The 17,617-nt window shown below is 44.8% G+C and carries 14 protein-coding genes; 12 read left to right on the plus strand and 2 right to left on the minus strand.

The window, feature by feature from the left end; translation table 11 throughout:
• The first annotated feature begins 334 nt into the window (after positions 1 to 334).
• The 8 genes from ACZ45G_RS19100 (at position 335) to ACZ45G_RS19135 (ending at position 8,348) form a co-directional block, all read left to right on the plus strand.
• Positions 335 to 1,369, plus strand: coding sequence for a TRAP transporter substrate-binding protein (locus tag ACZ45G_RS19100; RefSeq protein ID WP_464172091.1), 1,035 nt, complete (start codon positions 335 to 337; stop codon positions 1,367 to 1,369).
• Entirely contained in the window at positions 1,369 to 1,869 is a 501-nt protein-coding gene (locus ACZ45G_RS19105; RefSeq protein WP_464172092.1) for a TRAP transporter small permease, read from the plus strand. The genes ACZ45G_RS19100 and ACZ45G_RS19105 overlap by 1 nt, the downstream gene beginning before the upstream one ends.
• A complete protein-coding gene (locus ACZ45G_RS19110) occupies positions 1,870 to 3,147 on the plus strand; it encodes a TRAP transporter large permease (RefSeq protein ID WP_464172093.1) in 1,278 nt (425 codons plus the stop codon). It abuts the gene before it with no gap.
• Positions 3,148 to 3,156: 9 nt separating this feature from the next.
• The gene (locus ACZ45G_RS19115; RefSeq protein ID WP_464172094.1) at positions 3,157 to 4,554 is read left to right on the plus strand and encodes an FAD-binding oxidoreductase; all 1,398 of its coding nucleotides are present in this window, start codon (positions 3,157 to 3,159) and stop codon (positions 4,552 to 4,554) included.
• Positions 4,551 to 5,891, plus strand: a complete 1,341-nt coding sequence (locus ACZ45G_RS19120) for a (Fe-S)-binding protein (RefSeq protein ID WP_464172095.1) — start codon at positions 4,551 to 4,553, stop codon at positions 5,889 to 5,891. The genes ACZ45G_RS19115 and ACZ45G_RS19120 overlap by 4 nt, the downstream gene beginning before the upstream one ends.
• The gene (locus ACZ45G_RS19125) at positions 5,888 to 7,150 is read left to right on the plus strand and encodes a lactate racemase domain-containing protein (protein WP_464172096.1); all 1,263 of its coding nucleotides are present in this window, start codon (positions 5,888 to 5,890) and stop codon (positions 7,148 to 7,150) included. Before ACZ45G_RS19120 ends, ACZ45G_RS19125 begins: the two co-directional genes overlap by 4 nt.
• 35 nt (positions 7,151 to 7,185) lie before the next feature.
• Complete coding sequence (locus ACZ45G_RS19130; RefSeq protein WP_464172097.1) at positions 7,186 to 7,758, plus strand: helix-turn-helix domain-containing protein; 573 nt, start codon at positions 7,186 to 7,188, stop codon at positions 7,756 to 7,758.
• A gap of 104 nt (positions 7,759 to 7,862) precedes the next feature.
• Positions 7,863 to 8,348 (plus strand): C40 family peptidase, encoded by a 486-nt coding sequence (locus tag ACZ45G_RS19135; protein ID WP_464172098.1) that lies wholly within the window; start codon positions 7,863 to 7,865, stop codon positions 8,346 to 8,348.
• A 92-nt stretch (positions 8,349 to 8,440) separates the two neighbouring features.
• Here the strand turns inward: ACZ45G_RS19135 and ACZ45G_RS19140 are convergent, their stop codons facing one another.
• On the minus strand, positions 8,441 to 11,311 hold the full coding sequence (locus tag ACZ45G_RS19140; protein WP_464172099.1) for a transporter substrate-binding domain-containing protein: 2,871 nt from the start codon (positions 11,309 to 11,311) through the stop codon (positions 8,441 to 8,443).
• Positions 11,312 to 11,606: 295 nt separating this feature from the next.
• On the opposite strand from ACZ45G_RS19140, the gene ACZ45G_RS19145 reads away from it, so the two are divergent.
• From ACZ45G_RS19145 to ACZ45G_RS19160, 4 genes are all read left to right on the plus strand, one after another.
• On the plus strand, positions 11,607 to 11,903 hold the full coding sequence (locus tag ACZ45G_RS19145; protein ID WP_464172100.1) for a hypothetical protein: 297 nt from the start codon (positions 11,607 to 11,609) through the stop codon (positions 11,901 to 11,903).
• 511 nt (positions 11,904 to 12,414) lie between these two features.
• The gene (locus ACZ45G_RS19150) at positions 12,415 to 13,200 is read left to right on the plus strand and encodes an SDR family NAD(P)-dependent oxidoreductase (RefSeq protein ID WP_464172101.1); all 786 of its coding nucleotides are present in this window, start codon (positions 12,415 to 12,417) and stop codon (positions 13,198 to 13,200) included.
• Positions 13,201 to 13,306: 106 nt separating this feature from the next.
• Complete coding sequence (locus ACZ45G_RS19155) at positions 13,307 to 14,872, plus strand: phospholipase D family protein (RefSeq protein ID WP_464172102.1); 1,566 nt, start codon at positions 13,307 to 13,309, stop codon at positions 14,870 to 14,872.
• Positions 14,873 to 15,295: 423 nt separating this feature from the next.
• Positions 15,296 to 17,095, plus strand: coding sequence for an AMP-dependent synthetase/ligase (locus ACZ45G_RS19160; RefSeq protein WP_464172103.1), 1,800 nt, complete (start codon positions 15,296 to 15,298; stop codon positions 17,093 to 17,095).
• Positions 17,096 to 17,111: 16 nt separating this feature from the next.
• Here ACZ45G_RS19160 and ACZ45G_RS19165 read toward each other — a convergent pair whose 3' ends face one another.
• Positions 17,112 to 17,531: a bacteriohemerythrin gene (locus ACZ45G_RS19165; protein ID WP_464172104.1), complete on the minus strand. Its 420-nt coding sequence runs from the start codon at positions 17,529 to 17,531 to the stop codon at positions 17,112 to 17,114.
• Positions 17,532 to 17,617 lie beyond the last annotated feature (86 nt).

Consider the following 17,617-nt stretch of genomic DNA (forward strand, 5'->3'; position numbering starts at 1 on the left):
TAAAAAAGACGCCATGGCTGGCAAATTTTATCCCCCCCCCAAAAAATCATACCCGCCTTCCAAAAAGTTTCCTGATACGACAAAATATGATTATTAATCAAAATCGACTGTTTATTTAATAATTCAGTCTATGGCAAGGAGTTGAGTGTATAATAGCAGAAGAACCATGGAGTTTCCATAATTTATTAAATATTTCACCCGGTTTAATCTTGTCATCCCTTTGGGGAAGGCCGGATTTAAGTTGACAAATAGAAAACATTTGGGTAGTTCAGAAGCAAATATTTTTGTTCTGATACACCAGTACTCAAACCCCTAGTTTAAGGAGGCGTTTAAAATGAAAACCTGTGGATTCAAAAAAAGCAGTCTGATGATTGGTATGGTTACCCTATTCGCAGCTGCGTTTACCCTGCCGGCCTTTGCTGACACGATAAAATTCGGCCATGTGGCCCCCCCCTTCCATGGCCAGGCAAAGGGAGTGGATGCCTTTGCCGCCTATGTAAAAGAAAAGACAAACGGAAAAATAGATATTGCCACCTTTCCCGCAGGTCAGCTGGGCGGAGAACGCTCCATGGCTGAACAGGTGCAGTCAGGGACCCTTCAGATTGCAACCATTACCACTGCTGTGCTCCAGAACTTTGTTCCCCAGTGTGCCATTCTGGACATGCCCTTTATTTTCCCGGACCGGAAAACCGCCTACGCCACACTGGATGACCCAGATGTTCAGAAAAAAATTTTTTCCTACTTCCCCAAAAAAGGATTTACAGCCATTGGATGGACAGAAAACGAAATTCGGGATTTCACCAACAATAAACGCCCTGTCCACACCCCGGAAGATATAAGGGGTCTCAAGGTCCGGGTCATGAACTCCCCGGTCTATCTGGACACCTTCAAGCAATTGGGCGCCTCACCTGTGGGCATTCCCTTTCCCGAAATCTATAATGCCCTCCAGACAGGGGTCATTGATGCCCAGGAAAACCCCATTATGACCACGGTTCTCATGAAGTTCACCGAAGTCACAAAGTATGTGACCCTTACCCAGCACTGCCTTACCGAATGTATTATCGTTGTGGGAACCGATTATTGGGAGAGTCTGCCCCCTGCCCAACAACAGATTTTCCGGGAGGCGGCCAAGCTGGCCATCAAAACCAACCGGTCGGTCAATGCAGGCCTCCATATGGCATTGCCCAAAACCAATATTTCCATTGCCCAATATGCCAAGGACAATGGAATTGAAATCATTGACCTGACAGTTCAAGAGCGCGAGGCCTTCAAGGTGGCCATGACCCCGGTATGGGACAAATACCGTAAAAAAATCGGGGATGACATCTTTGATTTCATGCTGAAAAAAATCAAAGCCCACCAGCAATAATGAACCGCTTGTTTAAAACACTGGACAAGATTGAAAACTTTACCCTGGTATGGACCATTCTGGGCCTTGCTTCGATTGGATTTGTCCAGGTGATCACCCGGTATGTGTTTAATTATAGTTTTACCTGGTTTGAAGAGCTGGGAAGGTATCTTGGCGTTTTTGTGGCGTTCCTGGGGGCCTCCATGGGGGTCAAAACCGGCAGCCACTTTGCCATGGATCTCATGGTTTCCCATTTAAAGCACCCCTGGCAGCAGCTGACCCGGGCCCTGACCGCCGGCCTGTCTGCCGGTTTTTTTTTCACGGTGGCCTGGTATTCCTGGAAGTTGGTTCTGCGCATGTACGGATATGAAACCACTTCCCCCACCATGGAAATCCCCATGTACATCGCCTATCTGCCCATCCCTGTCTTCTCAGGTTTTATCGCAATAAGGTTCATGATCAAGGCAATTGGATTTTCCCGAGCTGTTTTGCGGCCCCACAGCACCCCGGAGGTGATTTAGGTGATACTGACCATCTGCATTTGTTTTGCCGGCCTCCTTTTGCTGGGGGTTCCCATTGCCGTGATTCTGGGGGTTTCCACCCTGGTCTCCCTGGTCTTTTTTTCCTCCACCCCCCTGCACATCATACCCCAGCAGCTCTTTAACGCCCTGGATAAATTTGTGCTCCTGGCCATCCCCTTTTTTATCCTGGCCGGGGCCATCATGACCCGGGGCGGGATTGCCAGAAAGCTCATTGCCTTTGTCAATGCGATGGTCGGCTGGTTTCCCGGCGGGCTTGCCATGGCAGGCATCCTGGCCTGTGTCTTTTTTGCCGCCATATCAGGTTCCTCCCCTGCCACGGTGGTGGCCATCGGTTCCGTCATGATCCCGGCCCTGATCAAGGCGGGGTATGGCAAACGCTTCTCATTGGGGTTGATAACGGTATCAGGCTCCCTGGGAATTGTCATCCCCCCCTCCATCCCCATGATCCTTTATTGCCTGGTCATGAATGTATCCGTGGCAAAACTTTTCATGGCTGGGGTCATGCCCGGTCTTCTCATTGGGCTGGCCCTCATGGTTTATACCTATTTTATTGCCAAAAAAAATAATTGGCGCATTGAAACCCATGCCTCTTTGTCGGAACTCGCCCGCACATTCAGGGAAGGGATCTGGGCGCTGCTTCTTCCCTTTATTGTCCTGGGCGGCATCTACTCCGGTATTTTCACCCCCACGGAAGCCGCTGCTGTCTCGGTCATCTATGCCCTGTTTGTTGAACTATTTATCTACAAGGAATTTGGCTGGGGTGATATAACTGAAATCTGCCGGGATGCGGCCGTTCTTTCCGCCTGCCTCCTCTTTATTTTATCCTGCGCCATGACCTTTATCTGGCTTCTGACTGCCGAACAGATTCCCCACCAGCTGGCCGATATCATCATTGAGCATATCCACAGTCCCTGGATGTTTCTGCTCACGGTGAATATTTTATTTCTTATCCTGGGCTGTTTCATGGATGATGTCTCTGCCATGCTCATCCTGGCGCCTTTATTTTTAGAAACCCTGAACCGATACGGGATTGATCTGGTCCACTTTGGCATTGTCATGGTGTTAAACATACAAATGGGCATGCTGACCCCGCCCTTCGGGCTTAATTTATTTGTTGCATCGGGCATTACCCGACAGCCCCTGGTAAAAATTGCCATGGGGGTTTTGCCCTTTCTTTTCATCATGCTGGTTTGCCTGATGTTAGTGACCTATATCCCCTGGATCTGTCTGGCATTGCCCGGATGGATTTACAGTTAAGGAACCCCCATGACCAAAATTAAAGATAGAAACCCCATACCCGCTGCCATACGAGAACAATTGATCGAGATTGTCACCCCAAAACGATATCTGGACCAAGTGGAAGAACTGGCCTGTTATGCCTATGATGCGTTTTGGGAAGAAGCCATGCCCGATGCCGTGATATTCCCGAAAACAGCCGAAGAAGTTTCCCGTATTTTAAAAATTGCTTCCCTCCATAAAATACCCATCACGGGAAGGGGGGCCGGCACCTCGCTTTGCAGTGCATCGGTTCCCGTCAAACACGGAATTGTGCTCTGCTTTTCCAAGATGGACAAAATCATTGAGGTCAACACAAGGGACCGATACATCATTGTACAGCCCGGAGTGATCAATGGGGATGTGCAAAAGGCCCTGGCCCCCTTTGGTTTTTTCTACCCCCCGGACCCCGGTTCCATGAACATCGCCACCATCGGCGGCAATATTGCCCAGAATGCCGGCGGACCCCGCTGTCTTAAATATGGGGTCACCATGGACTATGTCCTGGGAATGGAAGTGGTCCTGGCTTCAGGAGAAATCGTCACCTTTGGTTCAAGAAATGTAAAGGATGTCACCGGTTACAAACTATCCTCTCTGTTCTGCGGGTCCGAAGGCACCCTGGGAATTATCACCCGGGCCATTTTAAAAGTGGTGCCCCTGCCTGAAACTGCTAAAACCCTCATGGTCACCTTCAAGGATCTGGATGATTCGGCAAATGCCGTCAGCGATATCATCGGATCCGGTATTCTACCCGCCGCTATGGAGCTCATGGACAAGTTCACCCTCAACGCCATTGAAGACAGTTTTGGGTTGGGCCTGGACCGGGAAGCCGAAGGGTCTTTGCTCATTGAAATCGACGGCATCAAAGAAGCCTGTGAACAGGAAATGGGTAAAATCATCGAAAAACTAAAGGCAAACAATGCCGTCCACATCCAGGAATCAGCCAATGATGCCGACAGGGAGAGGCTGTGGACAGCAAGGCGTTCGGCCTATGGGGTTTTTGCCAAGCTGGCGCCGGACATTGTTTCCGAAGATGTGACCGTGCCGGTGAGCCAGGTGCCTGAAATGACCCGTAGAATAAAGCAGATCGCCAAGGCTTACGGGCTTACGGCCGGCGTACTGGCCCATGCCGGGGACGGCAACATGCACCCCATGATTCCAGCGGATAGGAGCAATGAAGAAGAATGGACGCGGGTGGAAAAAGCCTTTGACGAAATATTTGCGGCGGCAGCAGATCTGGGAGGGACCCTGTCAGGAGAACACGGCATCGGCCTTGCCAAGGCCCGATACCTGCCCCTGGTAATGAACCAGGATTCCATCAACCTCATGACTAGGATCAAACAGGCCATTGATCCCGACAACATCCTCAACCCGGGAAAATTTGTATGAGCACCCCCATAAATTCACCAGTGAAACCACTTAAAAACTGCGGGAAATGCGGTCTTTGTCTCGCAGCCTGCCCGGTGTATAAGGTATTAAAAGAGGAACAGGCGTCTCCAAGGGCCCGGCTCCAGCTGATCAAGGCCTTTGAAAACAACACCCTTGAATCCTCTGCCCTATTAAAAGAGATCATCTCCAAATGCCTCATGTGCGGGTCCTGCGTTGTGGCCTGTCCTTCCGGTATCAACCACTATGAACAATTCATGGACATGCGCGAAAAAATGGTGAAAGATTTAGGGGAAACCCCGGCCATCCGCAGTCTGATTTACCTGCTGGCCAGGGAAAGCCGCATCCGCAGGGGAGCAGGTCTGGCCAGACTGGGTCAACGATGGGTCCAAAAACTAACCCCAACCTGGCTGGCCAATAAATATTGCCTGGGCAATATTCCTTTAAAACAATTTCCTCAGCTCAATTTACTCCCCTTTCGAAAAACCGTGGCCACCACCATCCCGCCCCAGGGGATCAAAAAAGGGAGCCTGGTGTATTTTACCGGATGTGCCACAAATTACATGTATGCGGATACCGGTATTTCCATGGTGGGTATTCTCACCCACCTGGGCTATGAGGTCATCATCCCCCAAGACCAGACCTGCTGCGGCATCCCCCTGATGTTCCATGGAGCCGTGGATGAGGCCGTGAAAAACATGATCCTCAATATAACGGCCCTTGGCGCCCATGAATGTGATGGCATCCTGGTGGACTGCACCACCTGCGGGGCAGCCCTCAAGGATGAATACCCTGCTCTTATCAAAAAACGCATGGCAAATGATCCCCAAAAATCCCTGGAATACTGGGAAAAACTGGCGTCTGCGGCCCAGAAAATTGCCGATAAAACCTTCGACATCCTCTCGTTTATTGTTGCCCATAAACAGGATCTTGTCTTTGACAAAACCACACCCAATCTGGGCAACATTGCCTACCATGCCCCCTGTCATTCCAGAAACAACTTTAATACCCTGCCGCTTGTCCAGTCTCTTTTAAGGGAACTGCCCTTTATAAACTACACCCCGACCCTGGACGAAGCCGAATGCTGCGGCGGTGGCGGCACCTTTTTCTATGAGCACCCCGAAATCGCAAAAAAAATGATGGACAAAAAAATCCACCACGTGAAGGCCGTTAAGGCAAACATCTGGCTCACGGATTGCCCGGTCTGCCGCATAAATCTTGCAGGAAATATTGATAAAACAAGCGAAACCGAAGCTATCCAGGTGCTTCACCCCGTCACCCTGATTCACGATGCATTGAAAAAAGGACCCCTGGAAAAAGAACCCCTGGAAAAATCATGAAAATAACCCTTGAACAGGGACAAGGAAGCCTGGAGTTTACCCTGGGCAAAGAAAAGGTTCTGGAGGTGATCCAGGGCAAAGAGGTCCCCAAACTCGCCCATGATAAAATTTGTGATATTATCGATGGAGGAATCCGGGCCTGTGTGCCAACGGATATCCAAAACAAAACCTGTGCCGTGATCATCCCCGACGATACCCGGCTCTGGGCCCGGGGGGACCTGTTTGTGCCCCGGATTATCAAAACCCTGTCAAACCTGGGACTTGCCTTTGACAGAATGCAAATCATCATTGCCCTTGGCACCCATGGGGATATTCTGACAGATCAGTTTGCCTCCCTGGCTGGAACCTATTGTACTGAGCATGTCAAAATTTTAAATTCCGCAGGGCTGCACCCGGACCGACTGGTGAATATCGGCACTACCTACAAGGGCACCCCCCTTTTGGTTACCAAAGAGGCCTGGGAGGCTGATCACATCATCATATTCGGTGGCATTCTCCACCACATGCTGGCAGGGTTTGGCGGGGGACGCAAATATATTCTGCCCGGCATAGCAGGCGAGGCATCCATCCGGCATAATCACAGCCTTGCCATCGACAAAAACGGTCATCCCCATCCCCTGGTTCGCCAGGCAAAGCTCTTGGGCAACCCGGTCAATGAAGACCTCATGGACGGGGCCAATATTTTTTTAAAGGAGAAAACCTCTTGTTATGTGGCAGTGGCCGCCAACGGGACCGGGGAGCTCTTTTACGCGGCCGTGGGGGATGTCCATGACACCTTTATGGAAGGCTGCCGGGCCCTGGATCATGCCTGTTGTGTAAAGGTGCCAGAACCTGGGGATTTTGTTCTGCTTTCCGCCGGCGGGCACCGGGCCGATGGCCAGCTCTACCAGGCCACAAAGGCCCTGTTCAATGCCACAAATGTGGTAAAAGAAGGAGGGCAGATACTGTTCGTGGCGGGTTGTGAACAGGGAATCGGCAACCCTGTTTTTGCCGAAGGGCTCAAACGTTTCAGACAGAATCCGGAAAAACTTGGCCAACGGCTGGTATCTGATTTTGACATGCCCTCCTATGTAGCCCTGAGGGTGATTGATATTCTCAATCGCTTCCAGGTGACCCTTGCTTCAAAATTAACCGGGGAACAAACCTGCGAACTTGGATTTGAGTATACCGACAATATCAATCGCTACGTTAAAAGCCTCTCTGGCAAAGGGTATATTATCCCCTTTGCGGAAAATATACTGGCCCAGATAAAACGCTAATATCAGCCCTTAAACAATAGCCCAGGAGGAATTAGATGGATGAAAAAATCATATCCGGCAATCTTAAACGGCTTCGAACCCAAAAGCGACTGACCCTCCAGGACCTGGCCGAAAAAACCGGTCTGACCAAAGGGTATCTGTCCAAGGTAGAACGATCCCAAAAAGCCCCGCCTTACTCCACCCTGACCAAAATAGCCGGGGCCCTGGACATTGAAGTCACCACTATCCTGTCAAAGGATGTCCTGCCCCTGGAAGATGTCCGAATCTGTTTGTCCAGGGGAAAAAACCGACCCGTTATCCGGGAGACCGACCAGTTCCCAGGGTATGATTATGAAGTTCTGGCGGATGGAAAGCCCGGCAAAAACATGGAGCCCTTTATTATCCATGCCCCCTTTGACATTACCCGAACCTACAGCCACGAAGGCGAAGAATTCATCTATGTCATGGACGGGCAGTTGGAATTTTGCTATGGAGAAGATACTTATATTTTAAATCCCGGGGATAACATTTACTTTGACTCCATAGTCCCCCATGTGGGCAAAAGCCTTGGAAATACAAAATCAAGGCTGATGGTGGTCATCTATTTTTACAAAAGAAACCGGTCTTAATGCAAAATATAAGTCATGAAATATCATTGCTATATTAGCCCTTCTCGGGGGAAATTCTACAGTGTTTAGTCATTCCCATGCATATGATGGAGTCCGATGAGCTTATGTATCGTTTATTTATAAAATCCACCTTTCTCCTATTGATGTTATTGCTGGTTTCGTGTTCTACACACAACCAGGCTAGTTTAAAACAAGATCTTCCTTACAAACCGTCTGAATCAAGAAAAATAATTGTTCACCATGCGATTAATAGCCTTGGGCGGCCCTATAAATGGGGAGGGGATTCACCTTCAAAAGGTTTTGATTGCAGCGGCTTAATAGTTTATACATACCAAAAAGTCGACATTTATATCCCACGAACAGCTAATGCACAATTCTCATCAGGGAAATCTGTTATCAAAAAAGATTTAAAGCCTGGAGATCTTGTATTTTTTAAAAACCCTAGTGCTCAAAAAGTGAATCATGTGGGGATTTTTATTGGTGGAAACACCTTTGTCCATGCTCCAGGGCAAGGAAGACCAGTGTCATATGGATATCTCACCAACCCATATTTTAAAAAATATTATATAGGATCAAGAACGTATCTTTAACCCTGTATTAAGCCCATTAAAACTCTGAAATTACAAATTGAATTGGATGCTCCAGTTTACGAGGGCGGTCTCATCATCAATAATCAGTATTTTTATACTTTTTTCACAGCATCAAGAAGATCTCTGACCTTTGAGGACAATTCGTTCATTAAAATGGGTTTGTTTATATAGCCTTTTATTCCATAGGATTCTGCTGTTTTCTTATCGACTTGTTCACTGAAACCGGTACAAATCAGGATGGGCATATCTTGTCGGATTTCTAATACTTTTTGCGCAAGCTCTGTACCGAGCATTATTGGCATGGTCATATCTGTAATGATAAGATCAAATTTATCAGGATTAGATTCGAATACCTCAAATGCCTCTGTGCTGCTTGTTCTGCCTGTGACGGTATAGCCCAATCGCTGGAGCATACGAATGCCCAATTTAACGATTGCGTCTTCATCATCTACAAATAAAATATGTTCATTACCCAATTTGCTGGTGTGCTTTATTTCAGACAGCTGAATCTCTCTTTTTGAGGTAAGTGGAAGAAAAACATTGAACACCGTTCCTTGGCCCAACTCACTTCGCACCTCAATTGCACCTTGGTAACTTTTTACAATACCATGAATCACCGACAGACCCAAACCAGACCCTTTCCCCTGGTCTTTAGTTGTGAAATATGGATCAAAAATATTACCAATTATATCTGAAGAAATACCAGCACCTGTATCACTGATACTCAAGCAACCGTAGTTTCCTGCAGACACTTTAATATCCGGGCCGGGCTGGTTTTGATTTAAAGCCACTTTTAGAAGCCCGCCTTTGCCTTCCATTGCATGATAGGCATTGGTACACAGGTTCATGATAATTTCATGAATTTCGGTTGCGTTGGCAAAAATATGAATGTCCTTTTCAGAAAGATCCTTCTCAATTAATATATTCGAAGGAATAATTGACTTTAAAAGATTGAGGGTTTCTTCAATCAAAGGCTTAAGCGGCAAAGCTTTTTGCTCAATATCTCTTTGATTGCTGAATGAAAGAATTCGTTTTACTAAATCCCGGGCTCTTTTCGTCCCTTTCAAAATGTCTTCAAGATTTTCCTGTATGGGGTGATCTTCTGGTAAATCTTCAATGGACATTTCCGTAAAACCAATAATGGGGTATAGGATATTGTTGAAATCATGGGCAATCCCTCCGGCTAAGGTTCCTATTGCTTCAAGTTTTTGGGCTTGAAGTAGCTGATCCTGTGCTTTTTCTTTTTCTGAAACAGCATTTAGATAATCTGTTATATCTTTATAAATAGTCATTTTGGAAACAGTGTTGTTACTTTGATATATTGGCATATTCGTTAATCTGTAAGTTCTATTGTCAAGTGGGCTTACAATCGTCGTTTCAATTGCTTTGCGGTCATTCAATTTGTCAAAAGCGCACCATTCACATTCTTTATCTAAACCATGAAGTGCTTTATGACAAAACTCTCCTGTAGCGTCTCGACCCAGGCGCTTAATCATAGCAGGATTTAGATACTCGATTTTTTTTTCAGGGGAACAAATATATAATGGATCTACTATTGATTCCATCATTGAACGATATTTTTTTTCACTGGCTCGGAGTCTTTTTTCTATTTGTTTTTTTTCAGTAATATCCTGAAAGATACAATGCGTCTGCTGGAAATTATTATTTTGATCTTTGCCAATTTTACCATGAAATGAGACAAGGATTAATGAACCATCTTTTTTTTGCATCTCAAATTCAACACCCAAAATTTCACCTATAGCTCTAAACCGAGGAAAGTTTTCTATAAAATGTTCTTTCCAGTCTGGATGCAAGAATTCGCTGAAATTATGCCCAATGACTTCATGTTTTTTATATCCTAGAACGTTTAACCATGTTGCATTGATCTCAAGGAAATTACCGTTCTCATCCAATGACTGATAGCTCAAAGGAGCACGCTCAAACATTTTCTTGAATTTTTCTTCACTCGCTTGCAATGCCGTTTTGGTCAACTCCTTTTCTTTCATTTCATCTTTTAAATATTTTGTTTTTTTGATGACCTCTTTTTTCAAATACCATATTCCAAATATTGCGATAAAAAATAAAATTGGAACAAGACAAAGCATAAGGTATTTTACTATAGTTACGAAAGGAACTGAGGCTTGAGGGAGGATAGGTCCAAACCATTTGTTATAGATTTTATCAAATGTGCCATCTGCTATAATAAGGGAAAGTCCTTCATTTAAAAGACTTAATAGCTCTTTATCCCCTTCAGGAACGGCAAAACAAAACTTTTGTTCGAAACCTGATAAAGGTATTTTTTTTGGTTTTAAATTTGTTTCTTTAAAAAAATTTATGTCTACAACATTTGAAATTTTTAATTTCTTTATCAATTGGTAACCGACCAATTGTTGAACAATAAGCGCATCATGTTTGCCGCTGGAAAGATCTTTCATTGCTTCTTCAAAGCTGTCTTTTAAAATTAACTTGTCAGATAATTTTTCACTAATAGCATATTCATGAGCAGTATCGCCTTTCATTACAAGCAATTCTTTGTCTGCTAAATCAGCTTCTGTACTTATCCTTTGTTCACCTTTACGGACAAAAATCGTACCATGCATTCGTAAATATGGTGTTGAAAAATCTAGGACTTTATCCCTCGCCTCTGAATATGACACAAGGGGAAGAACATCAAAATAACCCTCAATAAGCTGTTGTTTTATTTCATGCCAAGGACCAACAAAAAAAGAGATCTCTTTACCAATAGCAGCAACAGTAGCTTTTAGAAGCTCTACTGAAAAACCGTCAGCAGTTCCATCCCTTTGTACAATTGAAAAAGGTGGATAATCTAATTCGCTTGCTGACTTAATTGCATTTTGTATTGTTTCAGAATTATTATTGCTTTTTGCTATATCAGGATAAATAATCAAAAAAATAATCAAAAAAGCGATACTTAATGTAATGAATGGTCTGTTTTTAATCATCAATACCCCATGTCGTTTCTTTTAATTAAAAGTACAACTTTCTTTGATTTTTTGTATAAACCAGGATCAACCACAGATAAAATTATTTTAATATTATTTTAATATTATTTACTATCTTACAAATTTTATTATTAATTGCTTCTTAAATAATTTATATTACCTTAAAAAAAAATTAAATTCAAAAATAGAATTAAATTAATTTCGATTTCCCCGTAAGTATAGATAAAAAGCTGACGACGAGTCAAAATCCAAATATGGTAAGGTCTCCCAAACCAGAGGACAAAAAGGAGATGTTGTGAAAAAAGAAAAAAATGGGTTCAATCGGTTTCTGATCACCGGGTTCATAGTCTTTTCCACTGCCTTTTTAGCCTTTATGAATTCCGAGCCCCACATATTAAGCTGGTTTGTCAAAACCATTCCCATTGCCTGCCTGCCCCTTTTTACCTTCCTCAATATGCCGGGAAAACGGTTGCTGGGAGGGGGGCTCGTATTTTCCGGAATCGGGGATATCTTAATTGAGTGGCCGGTGGAGGGACTGTTTGAGGATAAAAATAAGGTTCTCAGACCTTTTGCCGAAATCCTGAAGGTTTGAACATGGACAACCGGTCCATATCCAGACTTCCCATGGTGTTACCCGGGACTATTCGCCCTGGGGAAACAAATAAATAAACGGCTGATGTATTTTTTATATATCGGTACCTTTAATTTGGAAAAAGTTGTTATACCGCCATGGTCACACACACTATAGCCAATACCAAAAAACATAAATCCATAGGCCTTCAGTGTGTATCGCTATTTTGGCCCATTGCCAGACCCATGAGACAGTTAATTGCCATAAATGACATTTTCCATATCATTTATGGCAAAGCCTTTGGTGTTTTCAGGCCAATCCGTGCATCCGAAGTTAATTTTTGAACCATTATATTTTTTTTAACTCTTTGATTTTAAAGCTGTTTTAAAATCAAACCCATGGCTTTTCCTATCATCTAAAGGATTTGGCACAGTCATTGCTTTTCACAGTCATGGTTTTATAAGTGGAGCGAACCATTACTAGCACGAGAACGTTCTTATTTAAATCGATAGCGGTAACAGGAGAATGAAATATGTGCAATACAACAAGAGATCCCCTTCTCGACTTAAGTGGTAAAGTTGCCGTTATTTCTGGCGGCTCGTCAGGAATAGGGTATGGAACAGCTGAGCTTCTTGCATTAAAAGGGGCGGTATCGGTTATACTGGATATTGACGAAAAAAAAGGGACCCAAGCGGTCCGTACAATTTCAATTTTGGGTGGAAAGGCCGACTTTATTAAATGCAATGTGACCTCTGATTCTGACTGCCGGTCTGCCATTGAATCAATCGCCAAAACCCATGGCAGGATTGATATTCTTTTCAATAATGCCGGTGTCATTCGAAGAAAAACCGTTGTTGATCTTGAGGAAAACGAATGGGATCTCGTGGTTGATGTTACCCTGAAAGGCGCCTATCTGCTGTCAAAATACACCGTTCCGGTGATGGCTGAAAACGGAGGGGGAAGTATTATCAACACCGGTTCCGGCTGGGGGCTCAAGGGCGGGGACAAAGCGGTCTCCTATTGTGCGGCCAAGGGCGGCATTGTAAATATGACCCGTGCCATGGCCATTGATCACGGCGCCCAGGGAATTCGCGTAAACTCCATGAGTCCCGGGGATATTGACACCCCTCTTCTCCATGACGAAGCGAAACAACTTGGACAAGATGATAAAAGCTTTATGGAAGAAGCGGCGGACCGTCCCCTTGCCAGGGTTGGAACCCCCCTTGATGTTGCAAAGGCAGTCTTGTTTTTTGCAAGCCCCATGTCTGAATGGATCACTGGAACAAACCTGACGGTGGATGGTGGCGGACTTGCCTGATCTTGTTTTTATCTAATGGACGGGCAGTTAAAATTTTGCTATGGAGAGAACACCTGTATGTTTACAAAATGAACCAACGATAAACCACACCAGGGGAAAAAACAGCATGTCTCTCCGAAAATTTTTACTATGGATACTTTTGCTGGCAGGTCTTATCAATGCCAGTGGCTGCGCCACCTTGCCGGCAAATACGAACCGCAGTGAAAGTGTTGCCTACACAGACACACAAAGCACCTATTTGGGACAAGCCAATGCCCGGGAAAAATCAGACCACCCGGATAAATCCGGATTCATACTGTTGGGAAACGGCCTGGACGCCTTTGTGGCCCGGGCAGTTCTGGCCCACACGGCCCAACGAAGTATTGATGCCCAGTATTATCTTTTTCACAATGACCTTACGGGCAAACTGTTCATGGATCAATTGATCAAGGCGGCCGACCGGGGAGTTCGGGTTCGGCTGCTGGTGGATGATATGGGCCTTGAAGGCAGGGACCGGGGGGCGATGGCCCTGGATGTTCATCCCAATATAGAGCTCAGAATATTCAACCCCTTCAGCCGGAAAACCGGCCGGATGCTTCAGTTTATCACAGGTTTTGGCACCAAGACCCGGCGCATGCACAATAAATCTTTTACCATTGACAACCAGGTCACCATTCTGGGAGGTCGTAATATTGGAGATGAATACTTTGATGCCCAACCCGATCTGGCCTTTGCCGACCTGGATGTGCTGGCCATGGGCCCGGTTGTAAACCAGGTATCCACCTCCTTTGACCAATATTGGAACCATGGGCTTGCCTATCCTGCCCTGACACTGATGGAAAAACCGCCCTCCCCCGAGCAGATTACCGAAAAAAGAGAAAATTTAAATAAATTTATTGCCCGTCAAACAGACTCTACCTACCTCCAGGCATTAAAGAATTCAGACCTGGCAAAAAAATTGAGAGAAAATCAAGTTATCTTTCATTGGGGGGATGCCGAAGTTATTTCCGATGCCCCAGATAAAATCACCCATAACCGGAACGAAACCCAATTTCACATGGCCCCCAAACTTGCGCCTTACCTGGAAGGGATTGATAAAGAACTCATCATTTTTTCACCCTATTTTGTGCCGGGCAAGGAAGGCGTCGCTTTTTTAACCGGCTTGGCTGCCCGGGGAATTCGGGTAAGGATCCTGACCAACTCCCTGGCGTCCAACGATGTGGGCATTGTCCATGCCGGTTATGCCAAATACCGAAAAGCCCTGTTAAGGGGCGGGGTCGAGCTCCACGAGATGAACAAGAAACTGACCCGGAAGCAACGCAAGGAGGAAAAAGGACCCACCGGTTCCTCCAAGGCCAGCCTCCATGCCAAGTCCTTCATCTTTGACCGCAGCCAGGTGTTTATTGGTTCTTTGAACTTAGACCCGCGATCCGTGATAGAGAACACTGAAATCGGCGTGGTCTTCACCTCAAAGGAAATCGCAGCCGGTATGGCCGGCTGGTTTGATCAGAACATCCATAAGATCGCCTTTCAACTGGAACTTACAAAGGGGCCGGGAGGAAAGGATAAAATTGTGTGGCACGGCCTTGAAAATGGGACCCCAAAGACATTCACTGTCGAACCCCATACTGGTTTTTGGCGACGATTCGGCATCGGGCTCATGGGGTTTCTTCCCATTGAATCCCAACTTTAAGACCCCTGGCGCTTCAGCATTTATTGCTTCTATCATCCTTCATTTCCTCAATAACAGTCTTCTTGAATGAAAACATTATAACACAGACTTTTGATGACGATTTTTCCGATAGCCGGGGTAGTGTTTAACACAATTTTTAATGTTGGCTATGAAAAATTCTACTGAATAATTACAAAAATTCTTGACTTCAATCTCATATTACTATTTAGTTCGCATACAAAGGAGATTGTGTTTAATGTCAAAGTTACCCAAAGCTCTACAGGACGCTACAAAAAGAAGGTCCTTTTCAAACACTTGCTGAAAAGTTTGATTTAAAGACAATTTTTTACTGTTAGCATACAAACAACAAAATTCCTTTAAAAAGAATATTGTTTATCAGAAAACAGGCGCCACACGATGTTGCTTAAACTTGAAGGAGATCACTTGAAACAACAAATCAAAGCCCCAAAAAACCTTGTAGAACTGATTGAAGGAAGTGTCAAAGAATTTTCGGATAACCCCCTTTTTGGAACCAAAAATGCCCAGGGGAACTACGACTGGGTGACCTACGCTGAAGTGGGGAAAAGGGTGGATCACCTGCGGAGCGGCCTGGCAGGAATCGGAATTAAACGAGGGGACTCAGTGGGTGTTATTGTTAACAACAGTACTGAGTGGGGTATTGCTGCCTTTGCAACCTACGGCCTGGGTGCACGGTTTATTCCCATGTATGAAAAAGAACTGGAGAAAATCTGGGAATACATCATTCAGGACAGTTCAATTAAAGTTCTTTTGGTGTTAAATAAAAGTATCCAAGAAAAAATTCTCAGCAAGAAAAACAATCTTCCCGAGCTTGAACACGTTTATACCATCGAAGGCAGCGGTGAACTCAGTATGAAGGCCCTTGAAGATCAGGGCTTAAAAAATCTTGTTCCCGCCATTCATCCCGATCCCGACGACATTGCCGCTCTGATATATACATCAGGAACAACAGGAAACCCAAAAGGCGTACTGCTTTCCCACAAAAACTTTTGTACCAATTTTTATGCTGGAAGCATCCTTTACCCCAAAGAGCTCCGACACAACTGCAGAAGTCTGTCCATTCTTCCCTGGGCACACTCCTTCGGGCAGACAGCTGAATTTTATAATTTCATCAATGTTGGCGGTTCCATAGGCTTCATGGAAAAAGTAAGCACAATTGGTGAAGACATGGAAAAGATAAAACCCACACTTCTGATTGCTGTTCCAAGGGTTTTTAATAAAATATATGCAGGTCTCTGGGCAAAAATGGAAGAGACCGGCGGTCTTCCCCAAAAATTATTTTTAATGGGAATCAATGCAGCCAAAAGGAAACGGGAACTTTCCCTGGAAGGAAAATCAGAGTTCATTACCAATTTGAAATACAACATTGCGGATAAAATTGTATTTAAAAAAATCAGGGCAAAATTTGGAGGTCTTCTTGAGGGAGCGATCACGGCAAGTGCGACCATGAATGTTGAGATTGGACATTTTTTCTCAGACCTTGGTATTCCCGTTTATGATTGCTATGGGCTGTCTGAAACCTCCCCTGCCGTAACCATGAACTGTCCTGGTGCCATGAAGTTTGGCAGTGTCGGCAGACCCATCCAGGATGTAAAAGTGGTTATCGAAAAGATGCTTCATGAGCCAGACAGTGATGAGGGTGAAATTGTTGTATATGGTCCCAATGTTATGCATGGATATCACAATAACCCTGGAGAAACCGCCAAGGTGATGACCGAGGATGGCGGCTTTAAAACCGGAGACCGGGGACGCCTTGACAGTGATGGATTTTTGTATATTACCGGCAGATTCAAGGAACAATACAAGCTTGAAAATGGAAAATATGTTTTCCCGGCAGCCATTGAAGAAGCAATACAACTCAACCCCTATGTGGCCAATACCTTGATCTATGGTGAGGGAAGAGCATTTAATATCTGTATGGTGGTTCCGAATTTTGAGGCCCTTGAAACCTTTGCGGATGAACATAAAATAAAAAATGACCCTGAAAGTCTTGCTGCATCGAATAGAGTTCAAGAGCTGATTAAAAAAGCCATTACAACTGATTTGAAAAACAATTTTGGTTCCTATGAAATTCCAAAAAAATTCATCTTTCTATCTGAAGATTTTTCCCTGGAAAATGGTATGCTGACCCAAACCATGAAATTAAAAAGGAATATTGCCCTGGATAAATATATGCCTGGGATTGAGGCCCTTTATCGTGGATGATTTAAATCAAAAGTGGTTACCCTTCCTGTGCCAGGATGCGTTTTTTTTCTTCAATGCGGATAAATGCCCCCAGTTTCTGGTCATTGTCCATGATATGGTCTAAAATCCATTTCAGAATATTTTTTTCCAGGAAGAGGGCCCCTTCCACGGAAAATTGGGTGTGATCCCTGCGAAAGGTCTTGACCATGTCAATATAGTTTTGGTGCTCTTTTAAATGAAATTCCAGTTCAGGATATCCATAGGTTTTCATGTACTGCTCTTCCAGGTTGAAATGATGGGTGACATACATGGCCAGAAAAGCGGTGGTATAGGTGAACATTTTGGGATCTGCTTCCCTGGCATTGGAATCGGATAATTTTTCCATGAGATCAATCAACTGCCGGTGCTGGGTATCCTGCCAGAGGATACCTGTTTCATATTTTTTATCTAACCCCATTTCAAGTCTCCTGTGCCATCTGTTTTTTTTAAAAAATCCTTAAGCGTGATGGAAATATGAATCGCTTTATATGATAGACTTTACCC

It is taken from the genome of Desulfoconvexum algidum (assembly GCF_055382125.1).

Coding starts and splice junctions, on each gene's coding strand:
- ACZ45G_RS19100 (WP_464172091.1), top strand. CDS start 335: ATGAAAACCTGTGGATTCAAAAAAAGCAGTCTGATGATTGGTATGGTT.
- ACZ45G_RS19105 (WP_464172092.1), top strand. CDS start 1,369: ATGAACCGCTTGTTTAAAACACTGGACAAGATTGAAAACTTTACCCTG.
- ACZ45G_RS19115 (WP_464172094.1), top strand. CDS start 3,157: ATGACCAAAATTAAAGATAGAAACCCCATACCCGCTGCCATACGAGAA.
- ACZ45G_RS19120 (WP_464172095.1), top strand. CDS start 4,551: ATGAGCACCCCCATAAATTCACCAGTGAAACCACTTAAAAACTGCGGG.
- ACZ45G_RS19125 (WP_464172096.1), top strand. CDS start 5,888: ATGAAAATAACCCTTGAACAGGGACAAGGAAGCCTGGAGTTTACCCTG.
- ACZ45G_RS19130 (WP_464172097.1), top strand. CDS start 7,186: ATGGATGAAAAAATCATATCCGGCAATCTTAAACGGCTTCGAACCCAA.
- ACZ45G_RS19135 (WP_464172098.1), top strand. CDS start 7,863: ATGTATCGTTTATTTATAAAATCCACCTTTCTCCTATTGATGTTATTG.
- ACZ45G_RS19140 (WP_464172099.1), bottom strand. CDS start 11,311: ATGATTAAAAACAGACCATTCATTACATTAAGTATCGCTTTTTTGATT.
- ACZ45G_RS19150 (WP_464172101.1), top strand. CDS start 12,415: ATGTGCAATACAACAAGAGATCCCCTTCTCGACTTAAGTGGTAAAGTT.
- ACZ45G_RS19155 (WP_464172102.1), top strand. CDS start 13,307: ATGTCTCTCCGAAAATTTTTACTATGGATACTTTTGCTGGCAGGTCTT.
- ACZ45G_RS19165 (WP_464172104.1), bottom strand. CDS start 17,531: ATGGGGTTAGATAAAAAATATGAAACAGGTATCCTCTGGCAGGATACC.